The organism is Acinetobacter sp. ANC5681 (assembly GCF_023488045.1).
Taxonomy (GTDB): Bacteria; Pseudomonadota; Gammaproteobacteria; order Pseudomonadales; family Moraxellaceae; genus Acinetobacter.
In genome coordinates this window covers 127252-143115 of the sequence record NZ_JAMFKZ010000002.1, presented here as the reverse complement: position 1 = coordinate 143115, position 15864 = coordinate 127252, and the positions used below count along the sequence as shown (strand labels likewise).

Here is a 15864-nt window from a genome sequence, read left to right as displayed (position 1 = left end):
AAATAGCTTAAAATTATTGATCAGTGAATTGAGGCTTAGCCTATGCAAGATACCCGTTATCAAGTGTTTATTTCTACGTCTGGCAATGAAATGCAACCAGAGCGAGCAGTCTTGACTCAAACTTTGGTTGGGATGGGTTTCTTTTCGTGGGGCTTAGAACAGCGCACACCATTAAGTACCTCTATTGCTCGTCGTCAAATAGATGACTGTGATTACGTCGTAATCTTATTAGGTAGCCAGTATGGCGAACAATCCGTTTCAGGTGTCGGTTACATGCATCTGGAATATATTTACGCCATGACGAAGCAAAAACCTGTGATTGTATTCATGCATGAAGATCCTGAATCACGTGATGCTGTATTACATGATCATAAATTAGAATTGAGAGAAAAATTCAAAGAGTTTAGAAAACAGCTTCAACATGAAGTTGATCAAGTTTTTACTTATCGGACTTTGCGTGATTTAGAACTTGCGGTACGTTCGAATATGCCACAAATGTTAGAGCGTTATCCTGTGGTCGGTTGGGTGCGTCCGCAAAATACGCAAGTTTTACAAGATGAAATTGACAGTTTGCGTGCAAAAGTAAAACAACTTGAAACTGAAGTTGGAAGTCGAGAAGTCGATCCGATTGCAACTGTTCCAAAGGTATCAATGCATGAGATTTATTCATTTGAATATCGTATGCATGCTTATCAAGATGGTAATTTCAAAGAAGTTAAACCATTCCGTAAAATGACATGGGCACAATTACTGAATGTGCTTGGTTCATCATTTGTGATTCCAACACCTGAAGAATATTTTTCCAAGCGCATGAATGAATATCTAAATGAAACGGGTCTGGATGATGCGCGCAAGGAAATGCCACGCGCGCATGCTGTTTCTCGTGCGCAAATCAATATTCGTGCGCTGCATGAAATTAAAACACAAATGCGTCAAAATGAATGGATTATGCCAACTGGTCGTGATGATCGCCAACGGATGTTATGGCAATTGACCTCAAAAGGGCAGAAGTTATTAGAAAGTAACATTTTGGATAGTAATCGGGTTTTTCAATTTAAGACCATGCATTAATTCAATTTAAAAAATAATCATAAAACTGCTAAAGTAATTGAAGAAATTTAGCTATAGCGGAAGCGATCTATGTCAGCTACACCAAAACCAAAAGTGACTGTGGTTTTAGCAAATTTAGGTACGCCAGACGAAGCCACTGTGCCAGCAGTACGTCGATTTTTAAAACAATTTTTATCCGATACACGTGTCATTGAAATCCCGAAACCGATTTGGTGGATTATTTTACATTTATTTGTATTGACATTTCGTCCTAAAAGAGTGGCTGAAGCTTATGCTTCTGTATGGTCAAAAGATTCACCAATGCGAGAAATTGTGCTTGAGCAAACTGAATTGGTGAAGCAACGCTTACAATCGGAAAATCAGCCTTTTGATTTGACGGTTGTTCCTGCTATGACCTATGGGCAACCGAGCATTTATGATGTCTTGGCACAACTGGAAAAAACACCGCAAGAGCACGTTATCCTTTTACCTTTATTCCCTCAGTATTCTGCAACATCAACAGCACCCCTTTATGATGCTTTTGCAAAATGGATTCCTAAACAACGCCATTTACCCGGTCTGACGTTAATCAAAGATTATTATCAACATCCCATGTTTATTCAGGCATTGGCGGATAGTGTTGTCGCTTATCAAGCCCAATATGGTAAACCTGAAAAATTATTGATGTCTTTTCATGGTATCCCGCAGCCGTATGCGGATAAAGGTGATCCTTATGCTGATCGTTGTCGTATGACAGCGAAACTCGTTGCTGAAGCATTGCACCTAAATGAGCATGAATGGGCTATTAGTTTCCAATCTCGCTTTGGTAAGCAGGAATGGGTTAAGCCATATACGGATGTGATTTTACAGCAATGGGGTGAGCAAAAAGTTAAATCAGTGCAAGTATTGAGTCCTGCATTTTCGGCGGATTGTTTAGAAACATTGGAAGAGTTGGCCATCCAGAATAAAGAACTGTTTCAACATGCGGGTGGTGGGGAATATGCTTATATTCCTGCTTTGAACAGCGATCAAGCGCATATTGATTTGCTTGCTAGTCTAGTTCAGGCTAATCTTGATGCCCTTACTCATACCTTAGCCCATCGTTAAATTGACGTTTTATTTCGCCAGAGGTTTTTATGCTGCAAGTCAAAATTGTACCCGTTACTGCATTTTCCCAAAATTGTTCTATTCTTTGGGATAGTGAAAGTAAAGAGGCTGTTTTGATTGACGCAGGTGGTGATGCTGCTGTACTCAAACAACAAGTAGAAGCACTCGGTTTAAATGTTAAAGCACTTTGGTTAACGCATGGGCATCTTGATCATGCAGGTGCGGTGGGCGAACTTGCTGAGACATGGAATATTCCTGTGATTGGTCCACATAAAGAAGACCAATTCTGGTTAGATATGATTCAAGAAGTCTCAGCACGTTATGGTTTCCCAATTCCCCAACCTGTTAAAGTCGATCAGTGGTTAGAAGGTGGTGAAACCTTAAAACTGGGTGAAGACGAATTCGAGGTGCGTTTTGCACCAGGACATACGCCTGGTCATGTGATGTTTTACAATCAAAAGCATGGTTTGCTTTGGACGGGTGATGTGTTGTTTAAAGGCTCGATTGGACGTACAGATTTTCCAAAAGGAAATCATCAGCAGTTACTCGATTCGATTAAAAGAGAATGCTTTAGCTTACCTGATGAAACTCAGTTTATTTCGGGGCATGGTCCAATCAGCACAATCGGTTACGAGAAACAATTCAACCCATTCGTTGCAAGTAAAGCTGGCTAATCCTCGTATTCATCTTCATGACGTTTATCGCCTGCCTGAGGTGAATCTTGGGTAGGTAATTTGTATTCATCGCTCGCCCAAGCCCCAAGATCGATTAGTTTGCAACGCTCTGAGCAAAACGGACGAAATTCATTACCTTCCCAAGTGCTGGCTTCACCACAACGAGGGCAGGGAAATGTACGTGGCATAGAAAATTCCTAAAACATAAAACAAATAGATTAGGCAAAAGTAAAGTGAGTTGTTAGACTTATGCCGATTTCTAGATAGTTTGATGAGATTATGTCGATTCGTCAATTTCAAGCACAACGTATGCAAGCCCCTCGTGATTTTATTGCCATTCCTAGTACACCGATTTGTGTCGAAATTGGTGCTGGAAAAGGCAAACATGCCTTGTTGTTTACGGGGCAAAATCCACACACCACGTTGTATGCGATTGAACGAACCAAAGAAAAATTTCTGGCTATGCAAAAACAGCATCAACTAGAACCGCGTGAATATCTCAATCCGATTCATGCCGATGCTTTACCTTGGATTGTACATGCCCTATATCCTGCACAGGTCGAACAATTTTTTATTCTCTATCCAAATCCAGAGCCGCATAATCCTGCACAACGTTGGCTGAATATGCCATTCTTTGAGTTCTTACTTTCTCGTCTTCAGCCCAATGGCTCGATTACGCTCGCAAGCAATATTCCTGAATATATTGATGAAGCTGAACAGCAGTTGATTGAGCTATGGAAACTACCATATGAAAAGCAGAAAATTGCAGTAGATTCTGCACGTACTCATTTTGAAATTAAGTACTTAGAACGTGGTGAATTGTGCCAACAATTGATCATTCGAAAACCAGAAGGCTATACAACCCGTTTTGATGATTTTGCACCATTGCAAGGGCAGAATATTCAAGAGAACCTTGATGTCTAAACGCATTGCGATTATTGGTGCAGGTCCAGCGGGCTTGATGGCTGCTGAAATGTTGAGTCAATACAACTATCAAATTGATGTGTTTGAACAAAAACCTTCTGCAGCGCGCAAGTTTTTAATGGCGGGCAAAACAGGTTTAAATATCTCACATGCTGAGCCTGTAGACGTATTTATCCAACGCTATGATCGTACCGATTGGTTGAGCCCTTGGGTGAAACAATGGGATGCTCAGTGGATTCAAAATTGGATGCAAGGTCTTGGGATCAATTCCTATGTCGGCAGTTCAGGGCGTGTGTTTCCAGTAGAAATGAAAGCAGCACCGTTACTTCGTGCTTGGTTAAAGCGATTGATTCAGAAGGGTGTAAAATTCCATTATCGTCATCGTTGTGTGGATTTATCCAACAATCAGCTCACGATAGAGAATCAGACTCAGCAATTTAGTGCAACTTATGATGCGATTATTTTGGCCTGCGGAGCAGTGTCATGGTCACAATTAGGTAGTGATGGCGCGTGGCAGCAATGGCTTTCCACCGATGAAATTGAACCATTTCAGGCTAGCAATGCTGGGGTGTTGAAACAATGGTCGCCGTTTATGCAAGATTGTTTTGGTCAGCCACTCAAACGAGTTGATGCGTGGGTTACAACTGAGCGAAAGACACATGGTGATATCATCATTACGCACTATGGTTTTGAAAGTGGTGTGATTTATAAGCTGGGGCGTGATTTAAGAACACAGCTGAGCCAAAAGAAAAACCTAAAACTTCACCTAGACTTACTACCAGACCTCAGTATTGAACAATTAGAAAAGAAATTACAGGGCAATAAAAAGCAGTCTCTTACCAATCTTTGGCGTAAAGCAGGCTTGGATCAGGTCAAAATTAATCTGCTTCGGGAAATCGTTGATAAAAGCTTATGGTCAGATGCCAAGCAAATGGTGCAGCAGATCAAGCATCTCAGTATTTCTTTAGATGGCTTCCGTCCAATCGAAGAAGCGATTAGCTGTGCGGGCGGGGTCAAGCAAGATATTTTATCTCCACAATTGCAATTGAAATCTAATCCTTATGTGTTTTGCTGTGGCGAAATGCTGGACTGGGATGCACCGACAGGTGGATATTTGCTGACGGCTTGTTTTGCCACAGGGCGAGCAGCAGGGCAAGGCGTACAACATTTTTTAAGCAGATAAATACGCTGTTTTGTACTTTGTTTGATATGCGAATAGTGTTAGTTTTGAGTAGCCAATAAATATAGGATGTATGATGATATGTCTGAACAATCGCCAGTATATCAAGGGAGTTGTTTATGTCAGGGCATCCGCTACGAAATTCAGGGTGAGATTGGTGAGATAGTTCAGTGCCATTGTCAGCGTTGCCGTAAAGCGAACGGGACGGCTTACGCCACTAATGCACCGATTAGTAGTAGAGATTTTAAAATTGTACAAGGTGAGCACCTCGTTAAAAAATTTGCTGTTACAGGTGTTTATCGCTGGTTTTGTGGGGAATGTGGTTCACCACTCATTAGCTCACGTGATGCGCAGCCAGAATTGTATCGTTTAAGAATTGGTACGTTAGATACACCTTTACAGCAAAAACCCAGCATGCATATTTTCGCGGCGTCAAAAGCAGAATGGGACTGCATTACAGATGATTTACCACAATATATCGAACGCCCATAAGTAGGTAGTGCAAGCATTATGATTTTTGAAACCTCTGAGTTAGATGCAAATCAGATCTATCGTTTGTTGGTTGGGGGAATTACGCCTAGACCCATCGCATGGATCAGTACCATTTCTGCTAGTGGCGTAGCCAATATAGCCCCTTATTCATTCTTTAACGTTGCGAGTTGTCATCCTCCCATCCTTTGGTATTCACAAGTCAATCCAAGAAATGGGCAAGATAAAGATACTTTGAGAAATTTAATCGAGACGCAACAATGTGCGATTCATATTGTAAATTCACAACTGCTTGAACAGATGAATTTATCTTGTGCAGTATTGCCTCCAGAGCAAAGTGAGTTTGATTTTGCTGAGATTGAGTCTGAACCAAGCCATGCGGTCGCAGCCTTGGCAGTAAAATATGCACCAGTGCGTTATGAATGCCAATTAAGAGAGGTGATTCAGCTCAGTAGCTTAGCATCTGGAGGTACAGTCGTATTGCTGGATGTCAAATCGATTTATGTTGATGATCGGTTATGGGATGGGCAGATGATTGATCAGCAGCAACTCGATAGTGTTGGGAAAATGGGTGGCGATTTTTATAGTTTAACAACAAATTTATCTAAACTGGTTAGACCCAACATTACAATAGAAAATGATGATAAAAAAGGAGGTTAAAGACCTCCTTTATCTTATTTTGCAGTCAGTGCTTTACCTTCAAACTTCACGCCATCCCAACCATTTTGCATAAACTGACGGATATTTTGATGATCTGTTGCTTCAGGTGTTGCCAATACAGATGCATAATGTTCCGCAAATAAACTGAGCGTATCCGCTTGATTTAAGCCTTCGATTTGAGCAAAGCTGAGTACTTTTGCGCTGCCTTGGTTTTCTGTTTCAGCATTTGATTGTGCGCCATTTTGAAAGGCTGTTGGCGTATGTTGATAACGCGCTTCAATAAATGCCAATACGTCTGCAAACTTTGCTGAACCATCTTTAAGTTGTGCCAATAAGCTTTGAGCCATTTCAAAATTCCATATTTGGTGAAGTAATGCCCGCATCATAACATTTAAATACAGCATCGTATTTGAACTGGACGTTGTAATCTTGGCAGTTTATGCTCAAAGCGAGCATGAATCTTTTGAATAATAATGAATAGACACCGTTTAAGGTGGTCCTCACCATGGTCTACATTGCGATTTTTCGCGCCGATATTAAGTTGTCGTTTTGTCTTGCAACTCCGTCGTATGGTGATGCGCATACTTCCTTTTATGCGTTTACAAAGTCAGGTGAGCAATGTGGTTTATTTGTCTTGGTTGGCGGATGCTGAGCAAGTTCGCCAGCGTTATCCAGATCCTGTTATTTTATGGGAAAAGCAGGGCAAAACCATCTTTACTATTTTAACTTATCAGCACCAGCATTTTGGCTTTAATTTCCTTGGAAAAGTACGCCAGTTAATGCCTTCACCTCGGCAAAGTAATTGGCGCTTTTATTTAAATGAATCAAAGCCCAAGACCGTAATCTTTGAACAAGTGATCGTTGATCAAGCTCTGTATGTGATCGGTGGTCGCCTCGCCAGTGATGTGATGCCTGCGCAATATGCGCCAAATTTTCAGCATCAACGAGATGGAAACGCGATTCATACTCGTATTCGCGTGGATGAAGATTATTCTTTTAGCAGTGATATACACATCACCATGCAGAAACGTTTACCTGAGGCTTGGCAAAGCTTATTTTCCTCATGGGAGGAGGCCGTTCAATTTTTGGTGTATCAAGATCATGCGTGGGCTGAATGGATTGACCAACCGACTCGGATGTCGAAGGGGGATATCAACATGCCTGTGCAATTTCCACAAATTCAGGCTGCTGAGATTGATAAATTACAGGCTCCTCAATTGTTGCAACAATTTGGTTTAGATGATGATACCGCAGCTTTTACTTTTGTGGTTCCTAAACTGGATTTTTATGTGGTGGGAGAAAAAGTATTGCCAGAATCTCAATAAATTGTGGATAACTTTGTGTTTATACACAGCAGTTGAGTTGTCTAAAAATTATGTTATTTTAGAACAAAGGAGATGGCATTCCTCCTATTACAAACCGCCGTTTTGGCTAATGATGCCTACGTTACCCTGAACAGGGGGCGTAGGTTTGTGCGTGCTCTGTTCCCATTTTGGAGTTCGCAAATGAAAAATCTTCAGAAAATTAGCTATAAACTCATGCTGAATATCATTTTAGCTCCAGCGCAGTGTATGGAGTAAATCATGTACTATCCTTTACTCTCAATCGCACTTGGCTCGGTATTAGGTGCATGGTTACGTTGGTTTTTGGGTTTAAAGCTGAATCCTATTTCCCCCAATATTCCTTTAGGAACGGTCACTGTCAACTTTGTTGGTGGCTTTATTATTGGCTTTGCAATTTCCTATTTTTCTCAAAGCTCTCTCAGCCCCAATTACAAACTGTTCGTGATCACGGGCTTTTGTGGTGCATTGACCACGTTCTCAACATTTTCGGCTGAGATTATTACCTTATTACAAAGTGGTAAATTGGGTTATGCCTGTGCTGTGATTTTGATTCATGTGCTTGGATCATTGCTGTTTACCCTCTTAGGTATGAGCCTGCATCAATGGCTTAGTGCCACATAGCCAAGAAGTGATGAAATGAATGGATTTTTAATTACTTTTTGTACGACACAAAACCATAATGTTTAGGGAAAAATGATTAGTGAATGTTTGTTGACAGTCGCAAGTCAAATGAATTTGTGTGGGGCGACAGTATGAGCGGGTTTGGAAGGTGTTGATCATCAGGTTTTATTTCATTCTGCTCGTTTCTTTGAATTAGCGGATCGACCTATACAAATTCAATTTGCAGTAAGCTCTGAACAGGCAATCGAATTCTTGAGTTATTTGAATCGTAAAGAGATTTCTTTATTCTATGTGAAAACACCGATTGAGTTTGGCGTGGTGGGTAAATCAACTGATCGCTAGGATGTATAGAATCTAGACATAAAAAAAGAAGTCTAAGCGGAGGAGATATAGCCTTAGACTTCCAATATTAATAGCTTAATGAATGAAACTTAAAACAAGATTAACCTTTGCGATTAAAACGTGCAAAGCGTTTGTTAAAGCTGGCAACACGACCTTCATTGCTTGCTTGGCGTACTTCACCTGTATAAAACGGATGCGATGCACTTGAAATATCTAGGGTAACGTATGGATAGACTTTCCCTTGATATTCTTTGCTTTGTTTGGTCTGGAGTGTGCTACCAATTAAAAAGTAGGCATCAGCATTGGTATCATGAAACAAGACTTGTTGATAAGCAGGATGGATATCTTTACGCATTTTAAATGACTCCTATTTTTATAGTATGTTATAACATAACAATATATAGAGTCAATTCTAATGCTTTCAAGTGAGTGATCTATAACTTGTAGGTAAAATATTTCACCCCCTTTATTCAAAATAAAGGGGGTGGTTTTTAGTAATTTGGAACAAGCTCTTCAAATAAATCATTTAAGTTGTCGTGAACTTTAAGGTGAATCAAGTTCCAATAATGTCCTGAAATCGTACGATTGACCATGAGCGTATCTGGAGAAGGTTTAAATACATCCCAATATTTCAGCGATTTTTTAACAAGTCGCATTCCATCGTGATGCGATGAATTTTCGGCAAAGTCATAATGTGTACTTAACGGGCGTAATAGAATTTCAATCCATTGTGTATACAATTCATTTGGAAATTTCTGCTTTTCAGCAATCGAATGCAGTTCAACCAGTAAATCTTCAACCTGAGCAATATCTTCTTGGCGAGCTGCATTGACCAATGCTTTAAAGTGTTGAATGATTTCAGGGGATAGTGTTTTGACGCTACCGTAATCATAAATAATCACACTGCCATCTTCACGGAAAGCGAAGTTGCCCGGATGTGGATCACAGTGAAAACGCTTCAAGAAAAACATTTCTTGTCCTAAAGCGCGAATCAAACGACGACCGATTTGATTACGGGTTTCAACTGACCATGTACTGGCAGTTTCAATGGAATCACCTTGTTCAAGGCTTAGCGTAAGTACGCGGCGAGACGAATAATCTTTATAGACGGTTGGTATGATGATTTGATCATCCAACTTCTCATGAAAAATTTTAAAAACCTCAAGGTTTTGTGCTTCGATTTCGTAGTTCAATTCAGCAGAAAGGCTGTCCTGAATTTCTTGAAATAGTTGATCTTGTAGCTTCTTATCAATCTTAAGTACGCCCATTAAGCGTAATGCGAGGCGGACTTGCTTTAAGTCACTTTCACAGGCTTGGTCAACCCCTGGATATTGTACTTTCACCACAACTGCTTGCCCATTTGGAAGTACCGCACGATGTACCTGACCAATCGAGGCTGCCGCGAAAGGCTCTGGCTCAAATGAGGTAAAAATCTTATTCAGTGGTTTGCCCAACTCTTTTTCAATCTGCTGCTTGATTTCAGCAAAAGGCATGGCTGGGGCTTGGCGTTGTAATTTAGCAATTGCTTTCGCCACTTCGGGTGGAAAAATGTCTTTATACTGTGAGGCAATTTGCCCGACTTTCATCACAGCACCTTTCATTTCACCCAATGTATCGGCAATCTGTAAGCCAATATCTTGAAATAGTTGGCTGCGTGCTGCGTTTTTTTGTTCTTCATCTGCGGCGAGATTACGAATGGAGTTAGCAACGCTTTTGCTGGCAATACTTGCGGTCATACCAGCCAGTTTTAAAAAACGTCTACTGGGAGAGCTTGCATGTTTTGCCATATTCGCTTGACCTCATTCGATTCAGTTTTAGAGTGATGCTTTGATCATAGGTGACAAAACTTAAATTGCCTATAAAAAAATGTTAAGGGATGTAAGTAGATATTGAGAATGGATTAGATCTTACAGGATGTATTGGACATCTATTGGTTGGAATCTTTAGATGTAATCTAGCCCGATCTTTTAAGATTTAGCCAAAGTTTTTATTAGATTGATCGCACATTTTGATCAAATTGAAAGATGACATCCTTGTCATCTTTCAATTATAAAATTAAACCAGCATTAAGTTCTTATGAGTTGAGATTAATGTGTTGCCCTAAACGTTTATTGTTTAAATATAAACGACCAATTAAGAATACACAGGCAATGCTTAAACCGATAATCAATCCTAACCAAACACCTGCAACACCCCAAATCGTATAACGTGCCAGATATAAGCCTATTGGGAAAGCAATGACCCAGTATGCCATTAAGGTAATCCACATTGGTGCTTGCGTGTCTTGCATGCCTCGTAGGCAGCCTGCAGCGCTTACTTGCCATGCATCCATTAGTTGATACGCCATCGCGAACCACAAGAGATACATCGCGACAGGAATAACATGAATATCATTGGTATAGATTGCCACGATATAGGGGCGCGCTACAGCAATCAGTGTCATGGTCAAAGCAGCAAAAATGGTTGCGCTAATTAACCCTACTTTTTGAACTTGGCGCATCGCATACCAATTTTTCTCTCCATAATAAGTACCCACACGAATCGTGAGTGCAATCGCAAGAGATAATGGGATCATAAACAATTGTGAAGTCACAGAAATTGCAATCTGATGCGCCGCAATCGCATTTTCACCGAGTGGACTCAGGACAATCGCGCCTGTACTGAAAATACTTACCTCAAAAAATACAGCTAGACCAATCGGCAGACCCAGCTTTAAGATGCGTTTTACCCATACAGGATCAATTTTTTCCCATTTTGTGAAAATGGGCGCTTGTTTATAAGCCTTAGCTTTTGAAATATAAATCGCCAGTGTAATAAACATCAGCCACTGTAAGATTGCTGTTGCAAAGCCACAACCCGCACTCCCTAAAGCAGGAATAGGTCCAAAACCGTACATAAAAATAAAGTTCAGTGGAATCAGGACCAATAATGCAATTAAGCTAATCGCAGTCACAGGTCGTGGATGTCCTAAGGCTTCAGAATAACTACGTAATGCTGCGTACATCATCACCGCAGGCATACCAAAGCCAATCGCATGTAAAAATAGGCTTGCTTTGGGTAGTAAGCTTGCAGGTACTCCAAAGAGAGGTAAAAACATCGGCATACATTGCAAAATCAACATAGCAACGATGCCGAGGATGACCGCAACCCATAAGGATTGACGTGCAATAGTCGGAATTTTCTCTGGTGTTCTTGCACCGCGTGCTTCAGCGACTAAAGGTGTTGTGGCAATCATGATTCCTGCAAATAACAACATAATTGGAATCCATAAACCAACACCGACAGCAATCGCTGCCAAATCAGCAGCAGAAAGATGACCTGCCATGATGGTATCAATAAGACCAAGCCCAGCTTGAGCAAATTGGGTGATCAAGATTGGAAACATTAAATGAAATAATTGCTTAAGTTCAAACCGCTTGGTTGTCGCGTGAGACACAAAAAATACTCTTATTGATTGAGGGAGAATTAGCGTTGTAGAGTGAATATAACACCAATAAAAATGACAATACTGCCGACAAGACGTTGCCAATTGACAGGTGTTTTTTCTGTACCTAACCAGCCGAAATGGTCAAGTAACATTGAAATGGTCAATTGACCGAAAATAACTAAGCCTGAAAAAGTTAAAAAACCGAGTTTGGGTGCAGTATAAATGCTCATGCTGATGGCATAAACCCCAAGACATCCACCGACCCACAGAAACCATGGAATTTGAGACAGTTCTCCAAAACTGGGTTTTGCTGTGTTTTGAAAATAAACCATACATGCAAGCACAATTGTCCCTACCAAAAAAGAGAGTAAGGCAGCTTGAAGAGGTGAGTGTAAATATTCTCTGAGTTGTGAATTAATTGCAGTTTGAAATGCCATTGCAATACCGACACCTAATGCAAGAGGAAGAATAAATAGCAATTGGCTGGTAATTTTGATCATATTATCGGTCTAATTGTTCTTCGTTGTTTCAGTCTAACCGAATAGTGAAGTGATGATAATAAGCGGATTGATAGAGTCATGTTAAAATAATTAAGTTCTGTTATTGAGCTTATATTTTGAGTGAATTAAATCCAGCCCTTATTCCACTTTCACTTTATATACACATGCCCTGGTGTGTACGCAAGTGTCCATACTGTGACTTTAACTCACATGCTGTTCCTGATGGTCAACTTTCTACTGATTTGGAACAACAGTATCTGGCAGCATTGGTGGCTGATTTTGAGACTCAAGTCGACATGGCACAAGGGCGCGCGATTCATAGTGTGTTTATTGGTGGTGGAACACCGTCTTTAATCTCAGCACAAGGTTATCAGTGGTTATTCGATCAACTCAAAGCCCGATTGAATTTTGAAGCTGATTGCGAGATTACACTGGAAGCCAATCCTGGCACGGTTGAGCATGATCCTTTTGCCGATTATCTTGCAGCGGGCATTAACCGATTGTCGATTGGTGTGCAAAGTTTTAATACGGAACATTTACAACGTTTAGGGCGGATTCATTCTGCCGATAATGCGCTCAGTGCCATTCAGCAGGCGCGTCAGGCAGGCTTTCAGCGTGTCAATGTGGATTTAATGCATGGTCTACCCCAACAAACCCTTGAACAAGCTCTAACTGATCTCAAACTTGCGGTAGAACAGGGCGCAACCCATATTAGTTGGTATCAACTGACCATTGAGCCGAATACCGTTTTTTTTCGTACCCAGCCCATGCTTCCGCAGGACGATATACTGGAGCAGATACAAGAGCAGGGTGAGGCATGTTTAAAGGCACAGGGCTTTATCAATTATGAAGTTTCCGCATGGCGTAAGGAAAAGCCATCAGCGCACAACCTGAACTATTGGCAGTTTGGTGATTATTTAGCCATTGGGGCAGGGGCACATGCTAAGGTTAGTCGTCCAGATGGGATTTATCGTTTTCAGAAAACCCGTTTACCGAAGGATTATTTAGCCAAGGTTCCTGCGGATCATCTCCAAATGAAAAAGATTGAAGCGGATGAATTGCCCTTTGAATTTATGATGAATGCTTTGCGTTTAAATGATGGGGTAGATGCGAAATTTTATACTCAACGCACAGGGCTTGATTTGCAAGATATCAATGAGACGCTGAATCAACTACGTGACAAAAAACTCTTGGTCGATGATGTAAATCGAATTGCTTGCACAGAGCAGGGACATATCTTTTTAAATTCGGTGTTGGAAAGTTTTTTATAATTTAGGTGCAAGATTACTTTGAGCAAGGATGCTTAAAGTAATCTAATGGTTGTTGTCATCTTTTAGAAAGATAGTTCGCACAAAATAAAAAACCTCATCATAAATGATGAGGTTTTTTAGAATCTGGTGGGTCGTCCGCGACTCGAACGCGGGACCAACGGATTAAAAGTCCGCTGCTCTACCAACTGAGCTAACGACCCATAGGGGCTCAAAACATTAAATGGTGGGTCGTCCGCGACTCGAACGCGGGACCAACGGATTAAAAGTCCGCTGCTCTACCAACTGAGCTAACGACCCATCTCGTTTTGATGTTGCGTATTCTAGCAACTTATTCAGCTAACACAAGAGGAAATTTAAAAACATCTGCATGATTGTTTATAAAAAGCACGATTTCCTCTTGTTTAGCTAAAAAATAAACTAGAAACGGTACTGATAGCTTTGAATGTTATCAAAGATTTCAGTATTTACATCACTATAGCTGTTTGTACCTGGCAATAAAACCAATAAACGTTCAGATGTTTTGCTCGGATTAAATGAGTCTTCTTTCAGTTTATTTTTTTGATACTTAAATGTTCCAGTGGTTTCTACTTTGGCTTGAATGCGTAAAAATACTGGAATTGCATATGATGGTAAGCATTTTTTAAATACATTTACCATAGCGCTTAGATCAGTTTCGTTAAGCTCTGCACCATCAACCAAAGTAATTGCTGCCATACCTGCACGACCATTGGTATTTGGAATCTCTACCCCATATACCACAGCTTCTGCAATCTTATCGTATTCGCACACCATGTTTTCAACTTCGGTGGTGGATACGTTTTCACCTTTCCATCGGAAAGTGTCGCCTAAACGGTCCACAAACTGTGCGTGGCGGAAACCGATGTCACGAACCAGATCACCCGTATTGAAGTATGAATCACCCTTGTTAAACACATCTTTTAAAATCACAGATTTGTTCTTTTCTGGATCGGTGTAGCCATCAAATGGTGAACGGCTAGTGATCTTACCAATCAGTAAGCCAACCTCACCTGTTTTGACTTTCTTGCAGTGGCCTTTCTTATCGCGAACTAATTCATTCTTTTCTTTATCAAATTCAACGATCGCGTATGGTGTTGGAGAGAAGCCAACTGTATTGTCAAAGTTAAAGATATTACTAAAACCAACATTGCCTTCACTTGATGCATAAAGTTCAAGTACTTCTTGCACGCCAAAGCGTTCTTTGAACTTACCCCAAATGTTTGGACGCATACCGTTACCAATCATTTTGGTAACACGATGGGCACGATCCTGTTCAGTTGCAGGCGCATCGATGAGGTAACGACACAGTTCACCGACATAACCAATTGCAGAGGCATTGAATTTCTGTACATCTTTCCAGAATGCACTCGTCGAGTATTTTCGGCGTACGGCAAGGGTTGCACTGCCTGCAATCACACCACACCAGCACACCACAACTCCCGTTGCATGGTAAAGCGGGAGGGTCACGTACATCACATCATCTTTACCGAGGTTAAGGATATGTCCATACGTACCATAGGCAAGCGTCCAACGGCTGTGTGTGAAAATAACAGCTTTTGGTAGGCCCGTTGTACCTGAGGTATAGATGTAGAACAAACCATCTTTACCTGTCACGGTGCGGGTAGTCGATGGATTGAATTTTGGAAATTGGTCAATTTGTTGCGCAAGGTTCACATAACCTTGTGGTGCAATCCCTGCATTTTTTCGTGTTTCTAGATCAGCAAACCAGTGGAAACGATCTTGAGCAACTTTTAATTCTGTGCGTGCTTCATCAATCGCAGCACGGACTTCTTCACCTGCAATCACTGCAATTGGATTAACCAAATTAATGCTATGAGCGAGGATTTTACCGACTTGTGATGTGTTTACGAGTGCGATCGTGACACCAATTTTAGCTAAAGCAACAATCGTAGCAATCAGTTCAGGACGGTTTTCAATCATCACTGCAATGACATCACCCTTTTTAGCACCAAGTGATAAATAGTAATGCGCAATTTGGTTGGCCCATTCATTTAGTGCTTGGTAGCTGTAACTTTGATCTTCAAATAACAGTGCGATGCCTTGAGGGTTACGCTTGACTGCTTTTTCAAAGGCAATGCCTAAACCAGCAGGTGAAGTTGGCGTTCGTATATATGCTTGTTTAAGTCCATTGAGGATATGAGGTACTTTGGTGATGAAGTTTGGAAGTCGAGTAGCAACATCACTAAGGGTAATAATATCGGTCTGCGTAGTTTGGCTCATATCAATCCTATTTATTT

Annotated in this window: 17 protein-coding genes, 2 tRNA genes, 1 pseudogene and 1 riboswitch; of the genes and pseudogenes, 11 read left to right on the top strand and 9 right to left on the bottom strand. The window is 40.9% G+C overall.

All coding sequences use genetic code 11. From position 1 onward, the window contains the following. The first annotated feature begins 42 nt into the window (after nucleotides 1–42). The 3 genes from M5121_RS02125 to M5121_RS02115 all read left to right on the top strand — a co-directional run bounded on the left by M5121_RS02125 (nucleotide 43) and on the right by M5121_RS02115 (nucleotide 2831). Nucleotides 43–1071, top strand: a complete 1029-nt coding sequence (locus M5121_RS02125; RefSeq protein WP_087542990.1) for a DUF4062 domain-containing protein — start codon at nucleotides 43–45, stop codon at nucleotides 1069–1071. A gap of 69 nt (nucleotides 1072–1140) precedes the next feature. Beyond that, nucleotides 1141–2157, top strand: coding sequence for a ferrochelatase (gene hemH / locus M5121_RS02120; RefSeq protein ID WP_249570167.1), 1017 nt, complete (start codon nucleotides 1141–1143; stop codon nucleotides 2155–2157). A 29-nt stretch (nucleotides 2158–2186) separates the two neighbouring features. Further along, a complete protein-coding gene (locus tag M5121_RS02115; RefSeq protein ID WP_249570166.1) occupies nucleotides 2187–2831 on the top strand; it encodes an MBL fold metallo-hydrolase in 645 nt (214 codons plus the stop codon). On the opposite strand, the gene M5121_RS02110 is transcribed toward M5121_RS02115, so the two are convergent. Beyond that, complete coding sequence (locus M5121_RS02110; protein WP_249570165.1) at nucleotides 2828–3019, bottom strand: DNA gyrase inhibitor YacG; 192 nt, start codon at nucleotides 3017–3019, stop codon at nucleotides 2828–2830. The two genes, M5121_RS02115 and M5121_RS02110, sit on opposite strands and share 4 nt — an antisense overlap. A 91-nt stretch (nucleotides 3020–3110) precedes the next feature. On the opposite strand from M5121_RS02110, the gene M5121_RS02105 reads away from it, so the two are divergent. The 4 genes from M5121_RS02105 to M5121_RS02090 all read left to right on the top strand — a co-directional run bounded on the left by M5121_RS02105 (nucleotide 3111) and on the right by M5121_RS02090 (nucleotide 6084). Further along, the gene (locus M5121_RS02105; protein ID WP_249570164.1) at nucleotides 3111–3755 is read left to right on the top strand and encodes a class I SAM-dependent methyltransferase; all 645 of its coding nucleotides are present in this window, start codon (nucleotides 3111–3113) and stop codon (nucleotides 3753–3755) included. Continuing rightward, entirely contained in the window at nucleotides 3748–4938 is a 1191-nt protein-coding gene (locus tag M5121_RS02100; RefSeq protein ID WP_249570163.1) for a TIGR03862 family flavoprotein, read from the top strand. The genes M5121_RS02105 and M5121_RS02100 overlap by 8 nt, the downstream gene beginning before the upstream one ends. Nucleotides 4939–5016: 78 nt before the next feature. Then, nucleotides 5017–5427, top strand: a complete 411-nt coding sequence (locus M5121_RS02095) for a GFA family protein (protein ID WP_249570162.1) — start codon at nucleotides 5017–5019, stop codon at nucleotides 5425–5427. An 18-nt stretch (nucleotides 5428–5445) separates the two neighbouring features. Next, a complete protein-coding gene (locus M5121_RS02090; RefSeq protein WP_087542980.1) occupies nucleotides 5446–6084 on the top strand; it encodes a flavin reductase family protein in 639 nt (212 codons plus the stop codon). Nucleotides 6085–6098: 14 nt separating this feature from the next. On the opposite strand, the gene M5121_RS02085 is transcribed toward M5121_RS02090, so the two are convergent. Next, on the bottom strand, nucleotides 6099–6431 hold the full coding sequence (locus tag M5121_RS02085) for a HopJ type III effector protein (protein WP_004659167.1): 333 nt from the start codon (nucleotides 6429–6431) through the stop codon (nucleotides 6099–6101). Between the two features lie 126 nt (nucleotides 6432–6557). On the opposite strand from M5121_RS02085, the gene M5121_RS02080 reads away from it, so the two are divergent. The 3 genes and pseudogenes from M5121_RS02080 to M5121_RS02070 all read left to right on the top strand — a co-directional run bounded on the left by M5121_RS02080 (nucleotide 6558) and on the right by M5121_RS02070 (nucleotide 8390). Further along, nucleotides 6558–7409: a DUF2071 domain-containing protein gene (locus M5121_RS02080; protein WP_249570161.1), complete on the top strand. Its 852-nt coding sequence runs from the start codon at nucleotides 6558–6560 to the stop codon at nucleotides 7407–7409. A 59-nt stretch (nucleotides 7410–7468) separates the two neighbouring features. Next, nucleotides 7469–7535: riboswitch (Fluoride riboswitch) on the top strand. A gap of 132 nt (nucleotides 7536–7667) precedes the next feature. After that, a complete protein-coding gene (crcB, locus tag M5121_RS02075) occupies nucleotides 7668–8048 on the top strand; it encodes a fluoride efflux transporter CrcB (protein ID WP_249570160.1) in 381 nt (126 codons plus the stop codon). Nucleotides 8049–8120: 72 nt separating this feature from the next. Further along, nucleotides 8121–8390 (top strand): annotated as a pseudogene (locus tag M5121_RS02070) (DUF190 domain-containing protein). Between the two features lie 100 nt (nucleotides 8391–8490). Here the strand turns inward: M5121_RS02070 and M5121_RS02065 are convergent. From M5121_RS02065 to M5121_RS02050, 4 genes are all read right to left on the bottom strand, one after another. Further along, a complete protein-coding gene (locus M5121_RS02065) occupies nucleotides 8491–8745 on the bottom strand; it encodes a type B 50S ribosomal protein L31 (RefSeq protein WP_005218504.1) in 255 nt (84 codons plus the stop codon). A gap of 136 nt (nucleotides 8746–8881) precedes the next feature. Next, a complete protein-coding gene (locus M5121_RS02060) occupies nucleotides 8882–10177 on the bottom strand; it encodes an ABC1 kinase family protein (protein WP_249570159.1) in 1296 nt (431 codons plus the stop codon). Between the two features lie 287 nt (nucleotides 10178–10464). Then, nucleotides 10465–11826 (bottom strand): MATE family efflux transporter, encoded by a 1362-nt coding sequence (locus M5121_RS02055; protein WP_249570158.1) that lies wholly within the window; start codon nucleotides 11824–11826, stop codon nucleotides 10465–10467. A gap of 29 nt (nucleotides 11827–11855) precedes the next feature. Beyond that, nucleotides 11856–12317: a DMT family transporter gene (locus tag M5121_RS02050; protein WP_249570157.1), complete on the bottom strand. Its 462-nt coding sequence runs from the start codon at nucleotides 12315–12317 to the stop codon at nucleotides 11856–11858. 116 nt (nucleotides 12318–12433) lie between these two features. Between M5121_RS02050 and hemW the strand changes: the two genes are divergently transcribed. Beyond that, nucleotides 12434–13588 (top strand): radical SAM family heme chaperone HemW, encoded by a 1155-nt coding sequence (gene hemW / locus M5121_RS02045; protein ID WP_249570156.1) that lies wholly within the window; start codon nucleotides 12434–12436, stop codon nucleotides 13586–13588. Between the two features lie 124 nt (nucleotides 13589–13712). Here hemW and M5121_RS02040 read toward each other — a convergent pair. The 3 genes from M5121_RS02040 to M5121_RS02030 form a co-directional block, all read right to left on the bottom strand. Further along, nucleotides 13713–13788: transfer RNA gene (locus M5121_RS02040), tRNA-Lys, on the bottom strand. A 21-nt stretch (nucleotides 13789–13809) separates the two neighbouring features. Then, nucleotides 13810–13885: transfer RNA gene (locus M5121_RS02035), tRNA-Lys, on the bottom strand. 120 nt (nucleotides 13886–14005) lie between these two features. Next, the gene (locus tag M5121_RS02030; RefSeq protein WP_249570155.1) at nucleotides 14006–15847 is read right to left on the bottom strand and encodes a long-chain-acyl-CoA synthetase; all 1842 of its coding nucleotides are present in this window, start codon (nucleotides 15845–15847) and stop codon (nucleotides 14006–14008) included. Nucleotides 15848–15864: the final 17 nt, after the last annotated feature.